The organism is Algibacter pacificus (assembly GCF_008033385.1).
GTDB lineage: Bacteria > Bacteroidota > Bacteroidia > Flavobacteriales > Flavobacteriaceae > Algibacter > Algibacter pacificus.
The window spans coordinates 18,893-37,571 of the sequence record NZ_VOGY01000009.1 but is presented as its reverse complement, the minus strand read 5'-3'; the positions used below and the strand labels follow the sequence as shown (position 1 = coordinate 37,571).

The 18,679-nt window shown below is 32.1% G+C and carries 19 protein-coding genes and 1 pseudogene; 9 read left to right on the top strand and 11 right to left on the bottom strand.

The genetic code is table 11. The features are described 5' to 3' along the window. The first annotated feature begins 50 nt into the window (after positions 1–50). Both FQU21_RS13595 and FQU21_RS13590 read left to right on the top strand, forming a co-directional pair. Positions 51–929: an AraC family transcriptional regulator gene (locus FQU21_RS13595; protein ID WP_147678558.1), complete on the top strand. Its 879-nt coding sequence runs from the start codon at positions 51–53 to the stop codon at positions 927–929. A 95-nt stretch (positions 930–1,024) separates the two neighbouring features. Continuing rightward, a complete protein-coding gene (locus FQU21_RS13590) occupies positions 1,025–1,738 on the top strand; it encodes a pirin family protein (RefSeq protein ID WP_147678557.1) in 714 nt (237 codons plus the stop codon). 80 nt (positions 1,739–1,818) lie between these two features. On the opposite strand, the gene FQU21_RS13585 is transcribed toward FQU21_RS13590, so the two are convergent. The 7 genes and pseudogenes from FQU21_RS13585 to FQU21_RS13565 all read right to left on the bottom strand — a co-directional run bounded on the left by FQU21_RS13585 (position 1,819) and on the right by FQU21_RS13565 (position 7,038). Further along, positions 1,819–2,505 (bottom strand): peptidoglycan DD-metalloendopeptidase family protein, encoded by a 687-nt coding sequence (locus FQU21_RS13585; protein ID WP_147678556.1) that lies wholly within the window; start codon positions 2,503–2,505, stop codon positions 1,819–1,821. A 125-nt stretch (positions 2,506–2,630) separates the two neighbouring features. Further along, entirely contained in the window at positions 2,631–2,894 is a 264-nt protein-coding gene (locus FQU21_RS17920; RefSeq protein ID WP_246124838.1) for a pentapeptide repeat-containing protein, read from the bottom strand. 72 nt (positions 2,895–2,966) lie between these two features. After that, positions 2,967–3,056 (bottom strand): annotated as a pseudogene (locus FQU21_RS17915) (pentapeptide repeat-containing protein); the annotation flags it as partial. Between the two features lie 27 nt (positions 3,057–3,083). Beyond that, positions 3,084–3,209 carry a hypothetical protein gene (locus FQU21_RS17805; protein ID WP_262712760.1) on the bottom strand — a complete coding sequence of 42 codons (126 nt, stop codon included), beginning with the start codon at positions 3,207–3,209 and terminating at the stop codon, positions 3,084–3,086. A 141-nt stretch (positions 3,210–3,350) separates the two neighbouring features. After that, positions 3,351–5,498: a DNA helicase RecQ gene (gene recQ, locus FQU21_RS13575; protein ID WP_147678555.1), complete on the bottom strand. Its 2,148-nt coding sequence runs from the start codon at positions 5,496–5,498 to the stop codon at positions 3,351–3,353. Positions 5,499–5,539: 41 nt separating this feature from the next. Continuing rightward, positions 5,540–6,337 carry a lysophospholipid acyltransferase family protein gene (locus tag FQU21_RS13570; RefSeq protein WP_147678554.1) on the bottom strand — a complete coding sequence of 266 codons (798 nt, stop codon included), beginning with the start codon at positions 6,335–6,337 and terminating at the stop codon, positions 5,540–5,542. A 62-nt stretch (positions 6,338–6,399) separates the two neighbouring features. Beyond that, positions 6,400–7,038, bottom strand: a complete 639-nt coding sequence (locus tag FQU21_RS13565; protein WP_147678553.1) for an NUDIX hydrolase — start codon at positions 7,036–7,038, stop codon at positions 6,400–6,402. 4 nt (positions 7,039–7,042) lie between these two features. Here FQU21_RS13565 and FQU21_RS13560 point away from each other — a divergent pair, with 4 nt between their 5' ends. After that, positions 7,043–7,735: a peptidylprolyl isomerase gene (locus FQU21_RS13560; RefSeq protein ID WP_147678552.1), complete on the top strand. Its 693-nt coding sequence runs from the start codon at positions 7,043–7,045 to the stop codon at positions 7,733–7,735. Between the two features lie 22 nt (positions 7,736–7,757). On the opposite strand, the gene FQU21_RS13555 is transcribed toward FQU21_RS13560, so the two are convergent. After that, on the bottom strand, positions 7,758–8,423 hold the full coding sequence (locus tag FQU21_RS13555) for a M15 family metallopeptidase (protein ID WP_147678551.1): 666 nt from the start codon (positions 8,421–8,423) through the stop codon (positions 7,758–7,760). A 586-nt stretch (positions 8,424–9,009) separates the two neighbouring features. On the opposite strand from FQU21_RS13555, the gene FQU21_RS13550 reads away from it, so the two are divergent. Further along, the gene (locus FQU21_RS13550) at positions 9,010–9,705 is read left to right on the top strand and encodes a DUF4369 domain-containing protein (RefSeq protein WP_147678550.1); all 696 of its coding nucleotides are present in this window, start codon (positions 9,010–9,012) and stop codon (positions 9,703–9,705) included. Between the two features lie 69 nt (positions 9,706–9,774). On the opposite strand, the gene FQU21_RS13545 is transcribed toward FQU21_RS13550, so the two are convergent. Further along, entirely contained in the window at positions 9,775–11,670 is a 1,896-nt protein-coding gene (locus FQU21_RS13545) for a SulP family inorganic anion transporter (RefSeq protein ID WP_147678549.1), read from the bottom strand. 109 nt (positions 11,671–11,779) lie between these two features. After that, on the bottom strand, positions 11,780–12,130 hold the full coding sequence (locus tag FQU21_RS13540; RefSeq protein WP_147678548.1) for a hypothetical protein: 351 nt from the start codon (positions 12,128–12,130) through the stop codon (positions 11,780–11,782). A gap of 434 nt (positions 12,131–12,564) precedes the next feature. On the opposite strand from FQU21_RS13540, the gene FQU21_RS13535 reads away from it, so the two are divergent. The 5 genes from FQU21_RS13535 to FQU21_RS13515 all read left to right on the top strand — a co-directional run bounded on the left by FQU21_RS13535 (position 12,565) and on the right by FQU21_RS13515 (position 17,309). Beyond that, entirely contained in the window at positions 12,565–13,128 is a 564-nt protein-coding gene (locus FQU21_RS13535; protein ID WP_147678547.1) for a TetR/AcrR family transcriptional regulator, read from the top strand. A gap of 71 nt (positions 13,129–13,199) precedes the next feature. Beyond that, on the top strand, positions 13,200–13,763 hold the full coding sequence (locus FQU21_RS13530) for a carboxymuconolactone decarboxylase family protein (protein ID WP_147678546.1): 564 nt from the start codon (positions 13,200–13,202) through the stop codon (positions 13,761–13,763). Positions 13,764–13,907: 144 nt separating this feature from the next. Beyond that, positions 13,908–14,555, top strand: coding sequence for a DsbA family oxidoreductase (locus FQU21_RS13525; RefSeq protein ID WP_147678545.1), 648 nt, complete (start codon positions 13,908–13,910; stop codon positions 14,553–14,555). Between the two features lie 153 nt (positions 14,556–14,708). Continuing rightward, positions 14,709–15,674, top strand: coding sequence for a tRNA dihydrouridine synthase (locus FQU21_RS13520; RefSeq protein ID WP_147678544.1), 966 nt, complete (start codon positions 14,709–14,711; stop codon positions 15,672–15,674). A gap of 990 nt (positions 15,675–16,664) precedes the next feature. After that, the gene (locus FQU21_RS13515; protein ID WP_147678543.1) at positions 16,665–17,309 is read left to right on the top strand and encodes an HAD family hydrolase; all 645 of its coding nucleotides are present in this window, start codon (positions 16,665–16,667) and stop codon (positions 17,307–17,309) included. A 108-nt stretch (positions 17,310–17,417) separates the two neighbouring features. On the opposite strand, the gene FQU21_RS13510 is transcribed toward FQU21_RS13515, so the two are convergent. Continuing rightward, positions 17,418–18,365 (bottom strand): phosphoribosylaminoimidazolesuccinocarboxamide synthase, encoded by a 948-nt coding sequence (locus FQU21_RS13510; protein WP_147678542.1) that lies wholly within the window; start codon positions 18,363–18,365, stop codon positions 17,418–17,420. Positions 18,366–18,679 lie beyond the last annotated feature (314 nt).

The window sequence follows — 18,679 nt, the reverse complement described above, 5'->3', positions numbered from 1 at the left end:
AATATAAAAACCAAACTTACATATTTAAATACGTGTAGAAAACAGAAAAAATGGAAACTGTTAAAACATATAAAAACGTAAATTCCGAAAAAAAAAATATCCATTTTGGAATTTCAAAAATGGAAACAATCTACAACAACCGCGGTGGAAAAATAGACGTCCCACACCGGCACAATTACTATACCGTTTTAATTATTAAGAAAGCAAACGGATTTCATAAAATAGATTTTAATTCGTATCCATTAGCTAATCGACAAATTTTCTTTGTTGCTCCTGGACAAGTACACCAAGTTATAGAAACTGAGAAATCTATAGGTTTCGCTATGACATTTTCTAATCAGTTTTTAGTAGAAAATTCTATCCCGCTATCATTTATAAATAGCTTAAATCTTTTTCAGAATTATGGACAAACACCACCATTATTACCAAATGAAGCTCAATTTGATACTATTGAAAACTATAGCAACCAAATCTTTACTTTGTTTTTCAGCCATGCTAAAATGAAATATTTATCCATTGGATCTTTTCTAAAATTACTACTTATAGAATGTAATGATATTTGCGCCATGAATCCAATATCATTAGACGTTAATTTCACGAGAGACCACCTAATCCAAAATTTTAAAACTTTAGTTGATAAACATTACAAAACAGAACATTCTACTTCTTATTATGCTACGGAACTTCATATGACACCTGATAATTTAAACAGAAATGTAAAAACTAAAATAGGAAAAACTGCTAAAGAATATATTCAATCTAGAATACTTACCGAAGCTAAAAGACTGCTTTATTTTACTAATTTATCTAACAAAGAAATTGGTTATCAATTAGGTTATAATGTACCTGCTAACTTTAGTGCTTTTTTCAAAAAACATACCCAATTATCGCCTTTGAACTTTAAAAAGAAAGAAAATAGGTCTGAATAACGGATTTTCATAAGTTTAGACCTGTTTTTCATATTCCATAAATTTACAAATGGCCTCATTTTTGTATTGCAATTAATAATTAAAACCAACACACTATGAAAACCATAATTCATAAAGCAGAAACCAGAGGAAAAACAAATCATGGTTGGTTAAATTCAAACCACACGTTTAGCTTTGCTAATTATCACCATACGGAACGCATGCATTTTGGTGTACTTCGCGTTTTAAATGACGATTGCGTACAAGCAGGCATGGGTTTTGGCACCCATCCACATGACAATATGGAAATTATTTCAATACCATTAGAAGGCGATTTAGAACACAAAGACAGTCTTGGAAATGTAACCGTAATAAAAGAAGGTGATATACAAATAATGAGTGCTGGAACGGGAGTTACACATTCTGAATACAATAAAAGTAAAGACAAAGCGGTGAAGTTTTTACAAATTTGGATATTCCCAAAATTAAAAAATGTAAGCCCGCGTTACGGTCAAATTACTATTAAAAACCTTGAAAAAGAAAATGTATTTTACCAAGTACTTTCTCCAAATAAAGATGACCAAGGCCTTTGGTTAAATCAAGATGCTTGGTTTCATATTGGTCAATTCGCAAAAGGAAAATCAGACACTTATAACATAAAAAAAGCAGGTAATGGCGTTTATGCTTTTATTTTAGAAGGTGAAGTAGAAATTAACGACAACCAACTAGCCCATAGAGATGGTATCGGTATTTGGGATACCAAATCTATATATTTAAAAGCGATCAACATTGCACGCGTGCTTTTAATGGAAGTGCCCATGCTTAGGTAATTTTCATTTAAACAAAAGAAGTGTATTATAGTTTACTAAATATAACATGATACCTACTTAATTTACCCCAAAGCATTGACTTAAAGTCCTAACAATATATTAGGATTTGGACAATTATTCTTATAAAACTCTAAATCCTTTTTAGCACAAACCCCAGGGTAATCGCCAACATAATTTTGAATATCTTTTATTATTTGAAAATGTAAATGCGGTGGATAATCCCCATTTACCGAAGCATCACCCAAAACAGCAAAAGATTCGCCTTGTTTAATAGGAGTCCCAATTTCTAAATCGGCGATAGACCCCAAACTTAAATGCCCATAAAGTGTATAAAACGGAACACCTTCAATAGTATGTTTTAAAATAATGGTTGGACCATAATCGCCAAAATTCGTGTTATTTTTAAAGCTATGCACCGTGGCATCAAATACGGCATAAATAGGTGTTTCTGCAGGACACCATAAATCCATCCCGATATGAATGTTGCGCTCCTCTTCAGCCTGACTATTAAAATATTCACTGCGTTTATAAATAGTTCTAACTTCCAAATAACCACCAAAAGCCACTTGTGCGTCGTTTATATTTATATGATGATTTACAAAAACGGCTAACTTCTCCGAGGAGGATACATCCACAGTATTTAAAGTGCTATTGGTTTCCGATAAATCTATGGCCGTAAATTTACTTTTAGGAATGGACACCCCTAAAACACCAAATGCTTTTGGAGCGATATTTTTCAAAAATGATTTAAAAGCTATTGTTTCCATAGAGTTTAAAGATAGAAAGGTATTTTATTTTTTTCTGATGAATAATTTTGCACTATAACACACTTATTATGACATCACTAAGATTAATTAACTTGAAAAATTTCGTGATAGGATTACAAAAAACATTAAACAGCGTCAATATCAACACCATAAACGGTTAATAATCCAGCAACACCATCTAAGGAAAACTTGGCGCCTTTCAACTTATTCTTTCCCGGGTGAATAGCATAATTAATGGCTTTACGGAAATCTGCTTTTTCAAGATTGGTGTTTTCAAAAGTAGCCCCTTGTAAGTCGCAACCCTCAAAACTAGATTTGCTTAAATCGCTTTCAGAAAAATCAGCATGTATTAGTTTCGTGTTAGAAAACTGAACATATTTTAATTCCATTTGATAAAACGATGCGTGATTTAATTGGCAATTTTCAAAAAAAACAGCAAAACCAAATGGGTTGCAACTTTCAAAATGCAAACCCAATAATTTACAACCAACAAATTTCACCTCTTGAAAGGTAGAACCCGCAATATTTGCCGAACTTAAATTACAATCGATAAACTCACATTCTAAAAAGCGAACGCCCTATAAAAATCCTTCGGAAAAGTTACAGTTATTAAAGATGCAATATTCATAATCGGCTATTTCCAATCGGTTTTTAGAAAAATCCTGTTTCTCAAAAATTTTATCTTCAATTAAATCTTTCGGCATATTTTTCAGCTTTTATAAATTCGAAGTTAATTCATTTTACACTAAAACACATAAAGTCTGTAATACAACATTATCATATATTTTATTCGTGAAATGAATAATAGTGTTTTTAAATAAGATTCTTGGATTCGTGGCTACCCCCTAATCTTTATCAATAACACTCAATGCCAAGCGGATTTTAAAATAATCAATCGATTCATTAAAATAGTCAAAATAGGCTCGTAAAGCTTTCGGTCCTTTCAATTCCTTTCTTGCTTTTTTAACAGCTTCAACTTCACTTTTACTGACAAAATCGTAAATATTTATTTTTTTGCCTGTGCTATATAATTTTGCAATATGCGAATAAATAGTTGTTGTGCCAAGTTTGCGTTGCATGGCTATTTCATCTATAGATAAACCCGATTTATAAAGCTCGTAAGTTTTTAAATAGGTATCGCCTCGTTTTGCTTTTTTAGGTTTAGAGCCCATGAAATTCATAATTTCTGCCATAAACTCATCGCCATAAACCTCAAGCTTACGTTGCCCTACGCCGCTAATTCGTAAAAAATCGTCTTCACTCAAAGGGCGTTCCTTTTCAATTTCTTTCAGCGTAGCATCACTAAACACTAAATACGCTGGAATATCTTCTTCCTGCGCTATTTTATAACGCAATCTGCGTAAACGTTCAAATAAATTATCGGCTGGAGCTTTAGTTTTAGCCCGCGTTTTAGTTCTTGTTTTAGTTGCTCGCGTACGTTTTTCCTTAATTACAGGTTTAATTTCGGTAACCACAACAGGTTTTGTTAGTGCCACTTGTGCGCCTTTAAACAAGACATTATTAGAAAACTCAGTGAGCTGCAACGCATTATTTTTATGAAAAGCTATTTCGCAATACCCTTGATTGATAAGTTGAATTACAAAATGTTGCCAGTGTTTCCAGGCAATATCTTTACCAATACCAAAGGTGCGCACATTTTGATAGCCTTTTGCTAAAACCGCCGCATTTTGCGAACCTCGAAGTACATCGATAATCATGCCCATGGCTTCCTTTTCTTGCAAGCGATAGACTGCTGAAAGAATTTTTTGAGCAATAATAGTTCCATTAAAAAACTGAGGTGGATTTTTACAAACATCACAATTACCACAATTATCGCCCAATAACTCACCAAAATAACTGAGTAAAATTTTTCGTCGGCAAGTATTGGCTTCGGCAAACTGTTTCATCCTGTCCAATTTGGCAATTTGAACATCTTCATTAGAAGCGCCACTTGCAAAATTTTGTAGCTGAATTACATCGGCATAACTATGAAACAACAAGGCATGAGATTTTAATCCATCGCGACCAGCACGACCAATTTCTTGATAATAGCCTTCGATATTTTTTGGCATATTGTAATGCACCACCCAACGCACGTTAGATTTATCGATTCCCATACCAAACGCAACCGTAGCACAAACAATTTGCGTTTTATCCCGAATAAAAGATTCTTGAACCTTGCTTCGTTTTTCAAAATTTAACCCCGCATGATAGGCTTCCGCAGGAATTTTATTAGCCTTTAACTTTTTAGCGAGTTGCTCTGTTGTTTTTCGGCTTAAACAATAAATAATACCAGACTGATTGGGTCTTGTGTTTATAAATTTTACAACTTGTGAAATACGGTTATTGGCCACACGCACTTCTAACGCAATATTTTTTCTATCGAAAGATGAAATAAATTGTTGTGCATGTTCTATACGAAGCTGTTTTGCTATATCGCCTCGTGTGGCTTTATCGGCTGTTGCAGTTAATGCAATAAATGGAATATTTGGAAGCGTGGATTTTAAAAACCCTAGTTGCTGATAGGACGGACGAAAATCGTGTCCCCAAGAGGAAATACAGTGCGCCTCGTCTATGGCAATACAACTAATATATTTTTCGGTTAAAATATTTTGTAGAGACGCTAAACTCTCGGGCGCCACGTAAAGGAGTTTTATTTCGGCACGAATAACGTTTTCTATAATGACCGACTGCTCTTCGCCGCTTTGGCTACTGTTAAAATATTCCGCAGAAATTCCGTTAGCATTTAAACCATCCACTTGGTCTTTCATTAAAGCTATTAAAGGAGAAATAACAATAGTAACGCCTTTAAAAGATAAAGCCGGAAGCTGAAAACACATGGATTTCCCGCCACCAGTTGGCATAATTACCAAACAATCTTTTTTGTTTAAAACAGCTTCAACAATTTCTTGCTGATTGGCTCTAAAACTATCGTAACCAAAATAGTTTTTTAAATTTGAAAACACCTGTTCCCTGGTGGTTGTTTCTGGCATTAACTAAATTATAAATAGGTAAATGTATCTCGTAAAAAGTGTTACCATTCACGTTTTTTATTCAAAGCTTCAAGTGCTGCTAGATCCTTTTGAGATGCCACTTTTAAAAAAGAGGTGTGCTGCTCAATGGCATATTCTATTTTTTTCACAATATCATCGTGAGTATCATTTTCGTAATCAATTTCTAAAGGTGCTTTTATTTCAAAAGATTGAAGAATATTTTTCTTTTTAATAAATAGTCCTTTTTTATCAAAAGATCTACGAAAACCATCGATAACAATAGGAACAACAATTGGTTTATAGCGTTTAATAATATGTGCCGTACCTTTTCTAATCGGTTTAAAAGGAGTGGTTGTGCCTTGCGGAAAGGTAATTACCCAACCATCGTTTAACGCTTTCCCAATATTCGATATATCGCTCATTTTAACCTGACGGTTAACTTCTTTACCTTGCGATCTCCAAGTCCTTTCAATACTTATCGAACCCATATAGGCTAAAATTTTTGGTAAAAGCCCCGCTTTCATCGTTTCTTTTGCTGCTATATAGTAGATGTTAAGTTTTGGTTTCCAAATATAACCTATGTTTTTAATGGAATCTGTCCTACCACTTAAACTAGCGTTAAATACATGAAACATGGCCACTACATCGGCAAAATAAGTTTGATGGTTTGAAACAAATAGTACATTGGTATTTGGTAAATCTTTTATAATCTCCGAACCTTCAATTTGTAGTTCGTTAAAGCCACGAAACCTTCTATGTGTTATAACACCAAAGATTCTAATGAGCCATTTTTTTAAAAATAATATATGTCCGAATGGATTTTTCTTAAACAATCCCATAAATCACGCGTCAAATTGATTAGTTAAATAGTGTTTACAAATGTAACAATTCTGGCAAACTACTAAAGCTGTTTTAATAAGTCTTTAATTTCACTTAACATCATAGCCGTGGCACCCCAAACCACATGTCCGTTTAAATTAAATGCAGGCACCTCAACTTCAACACTATAAGATGTTTTCACAAATTCTTTTATCACACTTTTTTCATCTAAAAAATGTTTTAATTTTATTTCTATAATGCGCTCTACTTCTTTATCTTGTTTTACAAAATTAGGCTTTTCAAAAGTAATTCCTAAAAAAGGATGCACATAAAAGTTGCTTGGCGGAATATAAACTTTCGTTAAACCTCGCATTATTTTAATATGTTCTATGGCTACCCCAACCTCCTCGAAGGTTTCTCGCACCGCGGCAGCTTCTAAAGATATATCGCTAGTTTCCAGCTTTCCTCCAGGGAATGCTACCTGACCAGAGTGTGCTCCTTTATATATTTTCCGTAATATTAAAACAAAGGATGTTTCATTATTTTCATTTGGATAAAATAAAGCTAAAACACCTGCTTGTTTGGCCTTTTTAATAGCATCTTTTTGTTGTCTTAACAGCTCGTGACGAAAAGGAGGTACCATTTTAAACTGAGAAGCCTCGGCTGGTAGCGGTATATTTTTTATTTTTGAAATAGATTTTAAAAATTCATCAAAATTCATTGATATGCGTATTGTATTGCTTTTTTGTTTCTTTTTTTTATTTCTGAATTGTGAAGATAAGCAATCTAAGAAGAAAATAACACCCGAAAATCCAGTAACAAAAATTAATAAAAAGGATACCGTTTCTGAAGATCCTGATACTTTTGAAAAGCTAGATTCTAGAAGTGCTATGGAATTTTTTTTAGCATACGATAAGAAGCATAAAGAAAATAAAGTTCGCATTACTACAGATTTTGGTAGCTTTGATATCCTACTTTTTAACGAAACGAAATTTCATAGATCTAACTTTATTTTTTTAACCAAAAGGAAGTACTTTGTTGATACGCAATTTTACAGGGTAATTAACAATTATATGGTACAAGCTGGAAATAGTGACGATATTAAGATTTCTAAAAAACGAGGTAAAATAGGTAAATATTTACTTCCACCAGACACCAAACGTGGCTTTAAACATGACCGCGGTGTTATTTCCATGCCGAGTAGCGAAATAGACAATCCGCATAAATTAGCATCCCCTTTCGAGTTTTTTATTATCCAACAGCATGGCGGTTCGCATTTTCTCGATGGCGACTATACCGTTTTTGGACGTGTAACTCGTGGAATGGATGTTATTGATAAAATTGCAGCGGTAAAAACCGGTGAAGGCGATTGGCCCTTACAAAATATTTTTATTCGTGATTGTGAAATTATTGAATAATACCATGTATTAAAAAACAATTTTACTCTATAGGAAAACTGAAATACGTATTAGGAAAAGGTTCCCCTCTTAATGTAAAATGCCACCATTCTTTTGAGTAATTACGAAAACCATGTTTTAACATTACCGCTTGAAGTATTTGACGGTTTTCTTTTTGTTTTTCTGAAATATGAGGATAATTAACCCAAGAGACTTCCCCAAAAAAATCAAAAGGACTTCCCATATCTAAGGCCATTCCTGTACGGCTGTCCATTAGGGTTAAATCTATGGTACTGCCGCGGCTATGTCCCGATCTTGTAGCAATATATCCCGCTTTAAATAAATTCCGTTTTTTTATGTTAGGATAAAAAATAGCTTTATTAATGGTGTCGTTTAAATCTCTTGCCCAACGCATAAAATGATTTACAGCTTGTTGTGGTCTATAGCCGTCATAAACTTTTAAACATAAGTTTTTAGTTTCCAATTCTTCTTGTACTAAACGTAAAGCTTCGGCAGCCTGTTTCGTTAAAATTAAACAATTTGTTTTATAAGCATCTATCGGATGCCCAACAAAATTAAACGAGGTATGATAACGTAATTCTACTTCCAAATCTGGAATAATGTCTTTTACATATACAAAGTCTTCAGGCAATTGTCCAAATGAAAATACGGAATGTAATAAGACTAAAAAAAGAAATTTAAGCTTCATAATAGCTAAGTTAGCTAAAATTACGAATTTCAAAAAACAATAAACAAAAAAAACCGAGTTTTCTCAAACTCGGCTGACCTTATTTGCTTTTTTCATGAAATTGGATCTGGAAACCCGTTTCAATAAATAATGCAAAAACTATAATTAACCCATTATCTAAAAAAAAATATTTTTAGAACGAAGCAAATATAAAATAAGAAAGTTTAAACAGGGATAAAAAACCTATTAAATCGATAAAACGCACGGAAATTTAACATTTATCAGATTAAAACACTCTAATTATCGACAAAACACACTTTAATTGTTTTTCGAATTAAATATTTAAAGCAAAAAAAGCACCCGTAAAACGGGTGCTTTTTCTCTAACTAACCAATCAAAATATGAGTTAAACTTTTAAGTTTAAAGTAACCACTCAATAAACTATTTTCTAAAAGCATAACTGTTTTTATATTATCAAATTATATGCCAAACTTATAATATTAACCTTTTTAAGTCGTTTTTTTTATTAAAATAATTCAATAACGGGCATTAGTATTTAAAATATAAAAGTGAGATATTTGCTTTTCTTAAAAAATCACATTTTTATATGAATAAAATACTTGGAATTTTTTTGGTTTCTTTAATGATGTCTTGCGGAAAGAAACAGCATGATTTAACGGTTAAAGGCCATATTGAAGGTTTAAAGAAAGGCACTGTTTATTTGAAAAAAATAAAAGACTCTGGACTTGTTAGTGTAGATTCTTTAAAGATAAACGGGAACCCTAATTTTGAATTACATAGTTCGTTGGATACACCAGAAGTTTATTTTTTATTTTTAAATAAAAATAGTAAAAGAGAAGATGCCATTTCTTTCTTTGCCGATAAAGGTACCACAGAAATTAACACGACACTAAAAAACTTTATTTTTGATGCTAAGATTAACGGATCTGAACAACAAAAGGTTTGGGAACAATATCAAGAAATGATTAGAAAGTTTAACGGAAATAACTTGGATTTAATAAAAGAAAAGTTTGAAGCACAAATAGCAAAAGACACCGCTAAATTAAATAGCCTACAAAAACAAGCCGAAAATATTTTAAGACGAAAATATTTATTTACAGTTAATTTTGCTCTTAATAATAAAGACAGTGAAGTAGCACCTTATTTAGCACTAACCGAAATTTATAATGCCAAAACTAGCCTATTAGACACTATTAACGTATCGCTTACAGAAAAGGTTAAAGCTTCTAAGTATGGAAAAGAATTACAATCCTTTTTAGAGGTTATTAAAAGTGAAGAATAATTTTAATTAACATATACAAAAGTGGGGGTATGGTTTACAAACGTAAAGCCATGCCCCACTTTTAAATCCTTAAAATTTATATTCAGCAAGCCCTTTAGGAAAAGCTTCTGGGTTTTCGGCTAAATAGTAACGTGGATCATCAATATCTTCAACGATAACTTCGCTAAATTTAGGGTTAGATTTGCAAAGTAAAAGTTTACAATCTTCACTTAAATGTTTCAATTTAATAGATTTTCCTTCGGCCTTGTATTTTTCAACTAAATTATAAATAGCCTCTATAGCAGAGTGGTCGCTAATTCGAGATTCTATAAAATCAATTTCAACTTGTTGTGGATCGGTTTTAACATCAAACTTTTCATTAAAGGCTTGTATAGACCCAAAAAACAAAGGTCCCCAAATTTCGTAAGTTTTAATATTTCCATCTTCTGAGGTACGTTTTCGTGCTCTAATTTTCTTAGCATTTTCCCATGCGAACACCAACGCAGAAATAATTACCCCTACAAAAACAGCTATCGCTAAGTCGAAGAAAACCGTTACAGCCGATACAATAATTAACACAAAAGCATCAGATCTCGGTATTTTTTTCATTATTCTAAAACTAGACCATGCAAAGGTTTCAATCACCATCATAAACATAACCCCAACCAAAGCAGCAATTGGTACCTGTTCGATATACTTATCGGCAAATAAAATAAAAGTTAATAAGGTTACGGCCATCATAACACCTGATAAACGACCACGCCCACCTGCATTCACATTAATTACTGTTTGTCCAATCATGCCACAACCACCTGTACCTCCAAATAACCCACTAAGAATATTTCCGGTGCCTTGCGCTATACATTCTTTATTACCATCACCTCTAGTTTCAGTTAGCTCATCGACTAAATTCATCGTCATAAGAGTTTCAATCAAACCAACAGAAGCGGCTAAAAAAGCATACGGTGCAATAAATTTTAAAGTATCTAAATTAAAAGGTAAGTTGCTCCAAAGTTCTTTTAGGTTAAGGTTTTTAGATAATTCGTCGAACCCATTTAAACCAGCGCCTCCACCGTCTCTAATAAATTCACCTACGTTTATTGTTTGAAGCCCACCAAAAACAGCAATTAAGGTAACTATTAAAATAGCTGTTAAAGCCGCCGGAACTTTGGTTGTTAACTTAGGTAACCCCCACACAATAAGCATGGTTAATAGAACTAGACCTACCATGATATACAATGGTTTTCCTTGCAATGTAGATTTTACAACACCACTATCTTTAACAGAGTAAAACCCATTATCTTTTATATTGAATACTACTTTTTTGGTTTTAGCATCGAAAACTTGAGTATCGGATATGATATAAACAACTTCTCCTGTATTAATGTTTTTAACCAATTTATCATGAATTGAAAACACCTCTATATTAGAAGCTATATCTTTTACAGCCCCATCGCTAACATTATAGATAAGTTCTTTAGACTCCGTTTTACGCATATTTTGACCAAAAACATCCTTAGTATTCTCGGTAAACATTCCTAATTGAGCCATAAAAATAACGATAGCTAGACCATTTACAAAGCCCAACATAACAGGATGTGGAATAAGCCGTACAAACTTACCTAACTTAAAAATACCCGCCAATATTTGAATACACCCCATTAAAACTACGGCAGCTAACAAATAAAAATACCCCATATTTTCTACGGGTTGGTCAAACAATAAACCCTTGGCATGGCCTTCTTGTATCATATGAACAAAAATAACAGCGACCGCACCAGCTGCACCTGAAATAAGCCCTGGTCTTCCTCCTAAAACGGCGGAAGTTATCCCGATAACAAAGGCTCCAAAAAGCGCTACAATAGGACTAATTTGAGCCACAAAAGCGAAAGCCACAACTTCTGGAATCATGGCTAATGAAGTTGTAATACCTGCTAAAACATCATCTTTAGCATTAGGAATAATTTTCCTTATAAAATCTGTCATGGTTAGTTCTTTTTGAAGGAGCAAATTTACATTTTATATATGGACAGACAAGTAGATGCGTTATTATTTGGCAACAACAACAACTAAAACGTTTGAAAAATAATAATAGTTATTTTTTCTTCAACCAATTCAGTGCCTCTTCTCGAGTTCTAAAGAGCTTTATATTATCATGAACTTCACGACTAACTTGAATAAGTGTTTCGGTTGAAAGAATGGCGCCTGCTGTTTTAACCACAATAGCGACAGCCTTTAATTCCTTTAAATCCGTTATACTTCTTTGCGCTTTAAAGGTATAAGTATACGCATGCAATTTATTTATCAATAAAGAAAACGGAGCATCTAATACATTAAGAAGTACATCATGATATTCAGCCACCTCTATCTCATCTATAACCGCACCTTCATTTACTATAACCTCAGCAAGCTTTGAGTTAACAACACGAATTATACAGAAGGACAACTTATAAACTTTCATTTTTTTAAAGAAAAAAATTGCTCGAAAAACAATCTATATATCTTGTAATTTTTTAGCTAATTATAGTTTTTATATAACTATTGAAAGGTAGTACATTTTTATTTAGATATTCATTTTTATCAAATACAAACTCGTTTTTTTTATCATTACGAAATATTATTTATAAACAATTAATTTTCAATAAATTAAACCCCCTTATAAACTTAAATATTCAATAAAATATATTGATAAAAAATTAAATTTATTTTAAAAGCAATACTCTTCTTACATTTTACTTGAAACAAAACTCACAACTTCAACAATAAAGCGTTTAAACACAACAATTCAATGCAATATCTATTTCCAATTTAATAAAACTTTGTTAAAACCTTTTTTTCAAACTAAACACTTGTTTAGTTTTGTGCTATCTTAAAAAATTAATGGCTAGAAAGAAAGAATATATCGAAGAGGTTGTCGTCGAAAAAGCAATGCAGCTTTTTTGGCGCCATGGCTATGGAGCAACCTCGATGCAAATGCTTGAAAAAGAAATGGGCATTAACAAATTCTCAATCTATTCTAGTTTTGGAAGCAAACATGGCCTTTTTCTGGAAAGCTTAAAATGCTATAAAAAAAAAGTAAATAGTACATTAGAAAAATTTAAAAATGCATCAAATGGCATTGAAGGTATTAAACAATTTTTTTATGATTCTGTAAGTTTTAATTTTAAAGACGACAATATAAAAGGTTGCTTGGTAACAAATACTTACTATGAATTTTCTAATAGTGAAGATGAATTGATAAAAGCGCAAATGAATGCTTTTATGAATAATTTAAAAACAATTATAATTAAAAAGCTAGAAACAGATGGTACAAAAAATAAAGAAACCATTTTTAAACAAGCTAATTATTTACTTTTAGCAAAACATGGTTTAGCTACCGCAGCACGAGTTAACACAAAACAAGAAATTGAAGATTATATTGAAATGACCTTTAAAAATTTATAAATCCTTTTTTTTAAACAATAACTAAACGAATGTTTAGATAAGATTAACATAAATAATAAAACAAAAAAATTATGACCACTTTAAAAATTCACAACACTGAAACCGCTCCTGTAGAAAGTAATCCTTTATTAGAAAACTCTCTAAAAGCATACGGAATGATTCCTGGTTTACATGGTGTTTTAGCGGCTTCACCACAAACCCTATCGGCATACCAAAAATTACATGAGCTATTTACACAAACCTCCTTTAATGAAGAAGAATTAACCGTAGTTTGGCAAGCTATAAACGTGGAACACGCCTGCCATTATTGTGTTCCAGCACATACTGGAATTGCAAAAATGATGAAAGTTGATGATAGTATTACCGAAGCTTTACGTAATGAAACACCTTTAGAAAACCCTAAATTAGAAGCCTTACGTAGCATGACTTTAACTATAGTTCGTAATCGTGGCCATGTTTCTCAAGAAGATTTAACAGCTTTTTACGCTGCTGGTTACGGAGAACAACAAGTATTAGAAATTATTTTAGGTCTATCTCAAAAAGTAATTAGCAACTACACCAATCATATTGCAAATACACCGGTAGACGCTCCTTTTAAAGAATTTGCTTGGTCTAAAGAAAACGTTATTTCTTAAAACCTTACAACTGCTCATTAGCTTTAAACCTTTCGTTGTATTTACGAAAGGTTTATTAGCTAATAAAATACATTTCTATGATAATTGCATTAGTAATCGACCAACTAAGTTTGAAATTAGTAAAGTGAAAACATTTTCAAAAAAATGACAAACAAAATAAAAATAGATATCGTTTCCGATGTAGTATGTCCTTGGTGTACCATTGGATACAAACGCTTAGAAAAAGCAATAAAACAACTTGGTGCTGAAAATAAAGTGGATATAACATGGCAACCGTTTGAACTAAACCCTAATATGCCTGCAAAAGGCCAAAATATAACCGAACATATTGAAGAAAAATACGGTTCTACAGCAGAACAGCAAAAAGAATCGCAACAAAATATGACTGATATAGGTGAAAATCTAGGTTTTAAATTCGATTATTTCAAAGAAATGCGGATGGTAAACACCTTCGATGCGCATGTTTTATTAGAATATGCCAAAGATTTCGGAAAACAAACCGAACTAAAAATGTGCTTAACCACATCTTTTTTTAGTGAGCGTAAAGATGTTTCTAAAAGAGACATTTTAAAAGAAGCTCTAGAAACTGTTGGTTTAAATGCTAAAGAAGGTTTATCCAAATTGGATAATGAGTCTGCAAGAAAGACAATAACAACCAAACAAAATTACTGGAAAAGCTTAGGTGTTAACTCGGTTCCCACTATTGTTTTCAACAAAAAAAGCGCCATTACAGGAGCGCAACCTATTGACACCTTTAAACAAATTTTAACGGAGTTAATAGCTGAACAGTAAGCGATTTAAACTAGCATTATTTTATAAAATAAAAAAAACACTTAGGGAAGCATATGCAGGAAATTAATTTGCAGATTAAAAAAAGAGCTTTGCATAATTTTATTTAAAATACGAACTTCAATATTAGTTATCTTTGAGCTTCATAATAAAAATATGGCCTTTACATTACTTTCCTCTCCATTACAAGGTTTTACCGATTTTAGATTCCGAAATGCCTTTCACCATTATTTTGGAGGTATTGATACCTTTTATTCTCCTTATATTCGATTAAACGGAAAATTCAAAATAAAGAGTTCCTATCAAAACGATTTATTGATAGAAAACAATTCCAGCTTAGAAGTAATTCCGCAAATTATCACCAATGATGCAGAAGAATTTTTATACGTTGCCAAATATGTGCAGAGTTTAGGTTATAAGGAATTAAATTGGAATTTAGGTTGCCCATACCCTATGGTTGCAAAATCTGGTATGGGTTCTGGCTTAATTTGTAACCCTTCAAAAATTGATACTATTTTAGAACGCACCCATAAAGAAACCGATATTTTGGTCTCTATGAAAATGCGCATGGGTTATAATCATGCTGAAGAAATCTTGGATGTTTTACCTATTTTAGATCAATACCCACTTAAAAATATTGCTATTCATGCCCGTATTGGCAAACAGCTTTACAAAGGCCCGGTCGATTTAGATGCTTTTGAACGGTGCATAACAAGCACCAAACATAAACTCTATTATAACGGCGATATTACTAGTGTAGCATCTTTTAAAAGTATACAAGAGCGTTTTCCTAGTTTAGATCATTTTATGATTGGTCGTGGCTTAATTGCCGATCCGTTTTTACCACAAATGATAAAAAATAACAGCACAACATATCCAGAAAACCGTTGGGATATTTTTGAGGAATTTCATAATACCATTTACAAACAGTACGACGAATATCTATCTGGCCCAACGCCCATAAAAATGAAAATGTTAGGGTTTTGGGAATTTTTCTCACAGACTTGCTCTAATCCTCAAAAAACATACAAAGCCATTAAAAAAGCAGGAACCCCTTACAAATACAAACAAGCTGTTAACGCGATATTAGCAAATGAAAGAAAATTGAATCTACTAAAATGAGACGATCTATTTACATATAAAATATAGCACACATAACAATATAAAATCTAATATATAACGCACAAAGCAAAACCTTGTGTTTTTTATTAAATATTCTTCATGAGTGCTAAAGTACCACAAACCCTAAAAGATTGAGGCTTGTTGAGCAAATCAAAAACCGAGTTTAAAACCGACAAATATAGCAGTATTTAAAGCATCCTTAAAATAGGAACTCTACGCCGAAAGAATGATAAAAAATAAATAATAGCATTGCACATATTTAATATTCAACTTCAATAAGCTTTCGCTCGGTCTTTGTTTGTCTTGGTATAATTAGTTAGTTAACTTGTGTTGATAAGTGGACTGGAAACATATACTAAAAAGTAAACTGTTTCATTTGGTAGGGCTAATTTACATTATTTTTTTTTATTATAACACCAAATGTTTCAAAAAAACTCATATTTTGTTTTTTTAGATACAGATTATTGAGTTTTTCGCAAAAATGAATATAATTTTTAAATGTCTGTTTTTAAAATCAAGAATAATTTGTATTGAATTTACAATTCATTGTTCCAAATTAAAAAAGCATTCTTAATGTACATATATTAACAATAATAAATTTCTATAAAATTAAGAACATCTCCATGTCTTGTAACAAAAAACACCTTATTATTTTAAATTGTTCATATTTCTATTTTAATGTATTATTTTTTAGAAACACCTTAATATAAAAAAAACTGTTGTTTTTGTTTTTGCAAAGCATCCTTTATAAATTATTTAAAGTTTTGCTTTTAAATTTAAATATCCCCTTCTTCTTTAACTAAACTCTGAAAAATATATTTCAGTCCGGTATGCTATTCTATTAAATATTAATTTTAGCGTAAAAGGTTGCTTAAAAAAAGTAGTTAATACCTATTGAAACATGACAAATGAAAGTTATTTATTGAAAAAATAAACCTAATTTTACACCACAGAGCTTAAAATAAATTATTCACCTTTATAAATTAAAACATGTATAAAGCAGTTATTTTTGATTTAGATGGCACCTTAGTTAACTCCATAGAAGATATCGCCGACGCGATGAATACCGTTCTTAACAACTACAATTATCCTACTCACACTTACGACACCTACAAAACTCTTGTTGGAAGTGGTATAAAAAGTTTAGTTGTGAATGCCTTGCCCAAATCTAACAGAAGTGAATTACAAATAAACCTTTGCTTAAACGCCATGATGACGGTTTACAGTGAGCAGTGCACAAACAAAACAAAGCCTTATGATGGCATAGCTGAATTATTGAATCATTTAAAATCTAAACCATTAAAAATAAGTGTATTCTCTAACAAAGCCGATGCATTAACAAAAAAAATAGTATTAGCCTTATTTCCTGATTATTTTGAACCCGTTTTAGGTTTAAAAGAAGAAGCGCTGAAAAAACCAAATCCGGTGGTAGCCTTAGAAATATGTAAAACACTACATGTACTACCCGAAGAAACCATATATGTTGGCGATACTGGTATTGATATACAAACAGCCAAAAACGCAAACATGCTCCCTGTTGGTGTAACTTGGGGTTTCCGAGATAAAAATGAATTAATTGAACATGGTGCAAAACATATATTAAACCATCCGCTAGATTTAATTTCTATTTTATAAAAAACGCATTAAAACGCAATATTTCTGGTTTATATCTTCATGATTATATAAAAAACAAAAACTCTTGCAATGCAAGAGTTTTTGTTTGGACATAAAACTATTTTTATGTTATTTTAAATAAGCCAAAACATTAGTTTCAATGCGTTCTTGAATATTAGAAACATCAGCTTTTACAAACGTTTCGCCTGTGATATTTTCGTAAAGTTCAATATAACGATCGGATACCGATTGAATGTATTCATCGCTCATAACAGGAACGGTTTGCCCTTCTAATCCTTGAAAATTATTAGCAATTAACCATTGACGAACAAACTCTTTAGAAAGTTGTTTTTGAGCTTCTCCGTTGTCTTGACGTTCTTGGTAACCATCGACATAAAAATAACGCGAAGAATCTGGTGTATGAATTTCATCAATTAACACAATTTTTCCGTCTTTAGTTTTTCCAAATTCGTATTTAGTATCCACTAAAATTAATCCTCTGGATGCTGCTATTTCCGTGCCACGTTGAAATAATTTTCGAGTATAATCTTCCAAAACCAGATAATCTTCTTCTGAAACAATACCACGTTTTAAAATATCTTCACGTGAAATATCTTCATCATGGTCGCCCATTTCTGCTTTTGTAGCAGGTGTAATTATCGGACTTGGAAATTTATCATTTTCCTTCATCCCTTCTGGCATAGGCACACCACATAATAGGCGTTTTCCTGCTTTATATTCACGTGCTGCATGCCCAGACATATAGCCACGAATTACCATTTCCACTTTAAAAGGCTCGCATAAGTGCCCAACAGCTACATTAGGATCGGGTGTTGCGGTTAGCCAATTTGGAACAATATCTTCGGTGGCAGCCATCATTTTTGTGGCTATTTGGTTTAGTATTTGTCCTTTGTACGGGATACCTTTTGGCATAACGACATCGAATGCAGATAGCCTATCGGTGGCAATCATGACTAACTCTTCGTCATTAATATTATATACAGCTCTTACTTTTCCCTTGTACAGACTTTTTTGTCCTGGGAAATTAAAATTGGTATCTATTATGGTATTACTCATTTTGTTTTGTTGGTTTATGAGTTGAATTTCTAATTATTTGCAAATTTAACTTAAATGATACACTTTTTTAGGTTTTTAAATTCACTATCTTTTTTTGATATGAATTTCTCTTTTTACTTTACAAATCTGCGATACTGCTAATAAATTAACACAAGCTTTGGCAGATGGTTTAGCCCCGATTGATGCGGCATCCTTTTTATGTGCGTCCCTAAACTCTATTTATACCGAAACTGTACATATACCGAATACTTTTATATGATACAAAAACCTATGTAGCACATAAAAAGATATAGCGGAAAGCGGGATGAGCTTCA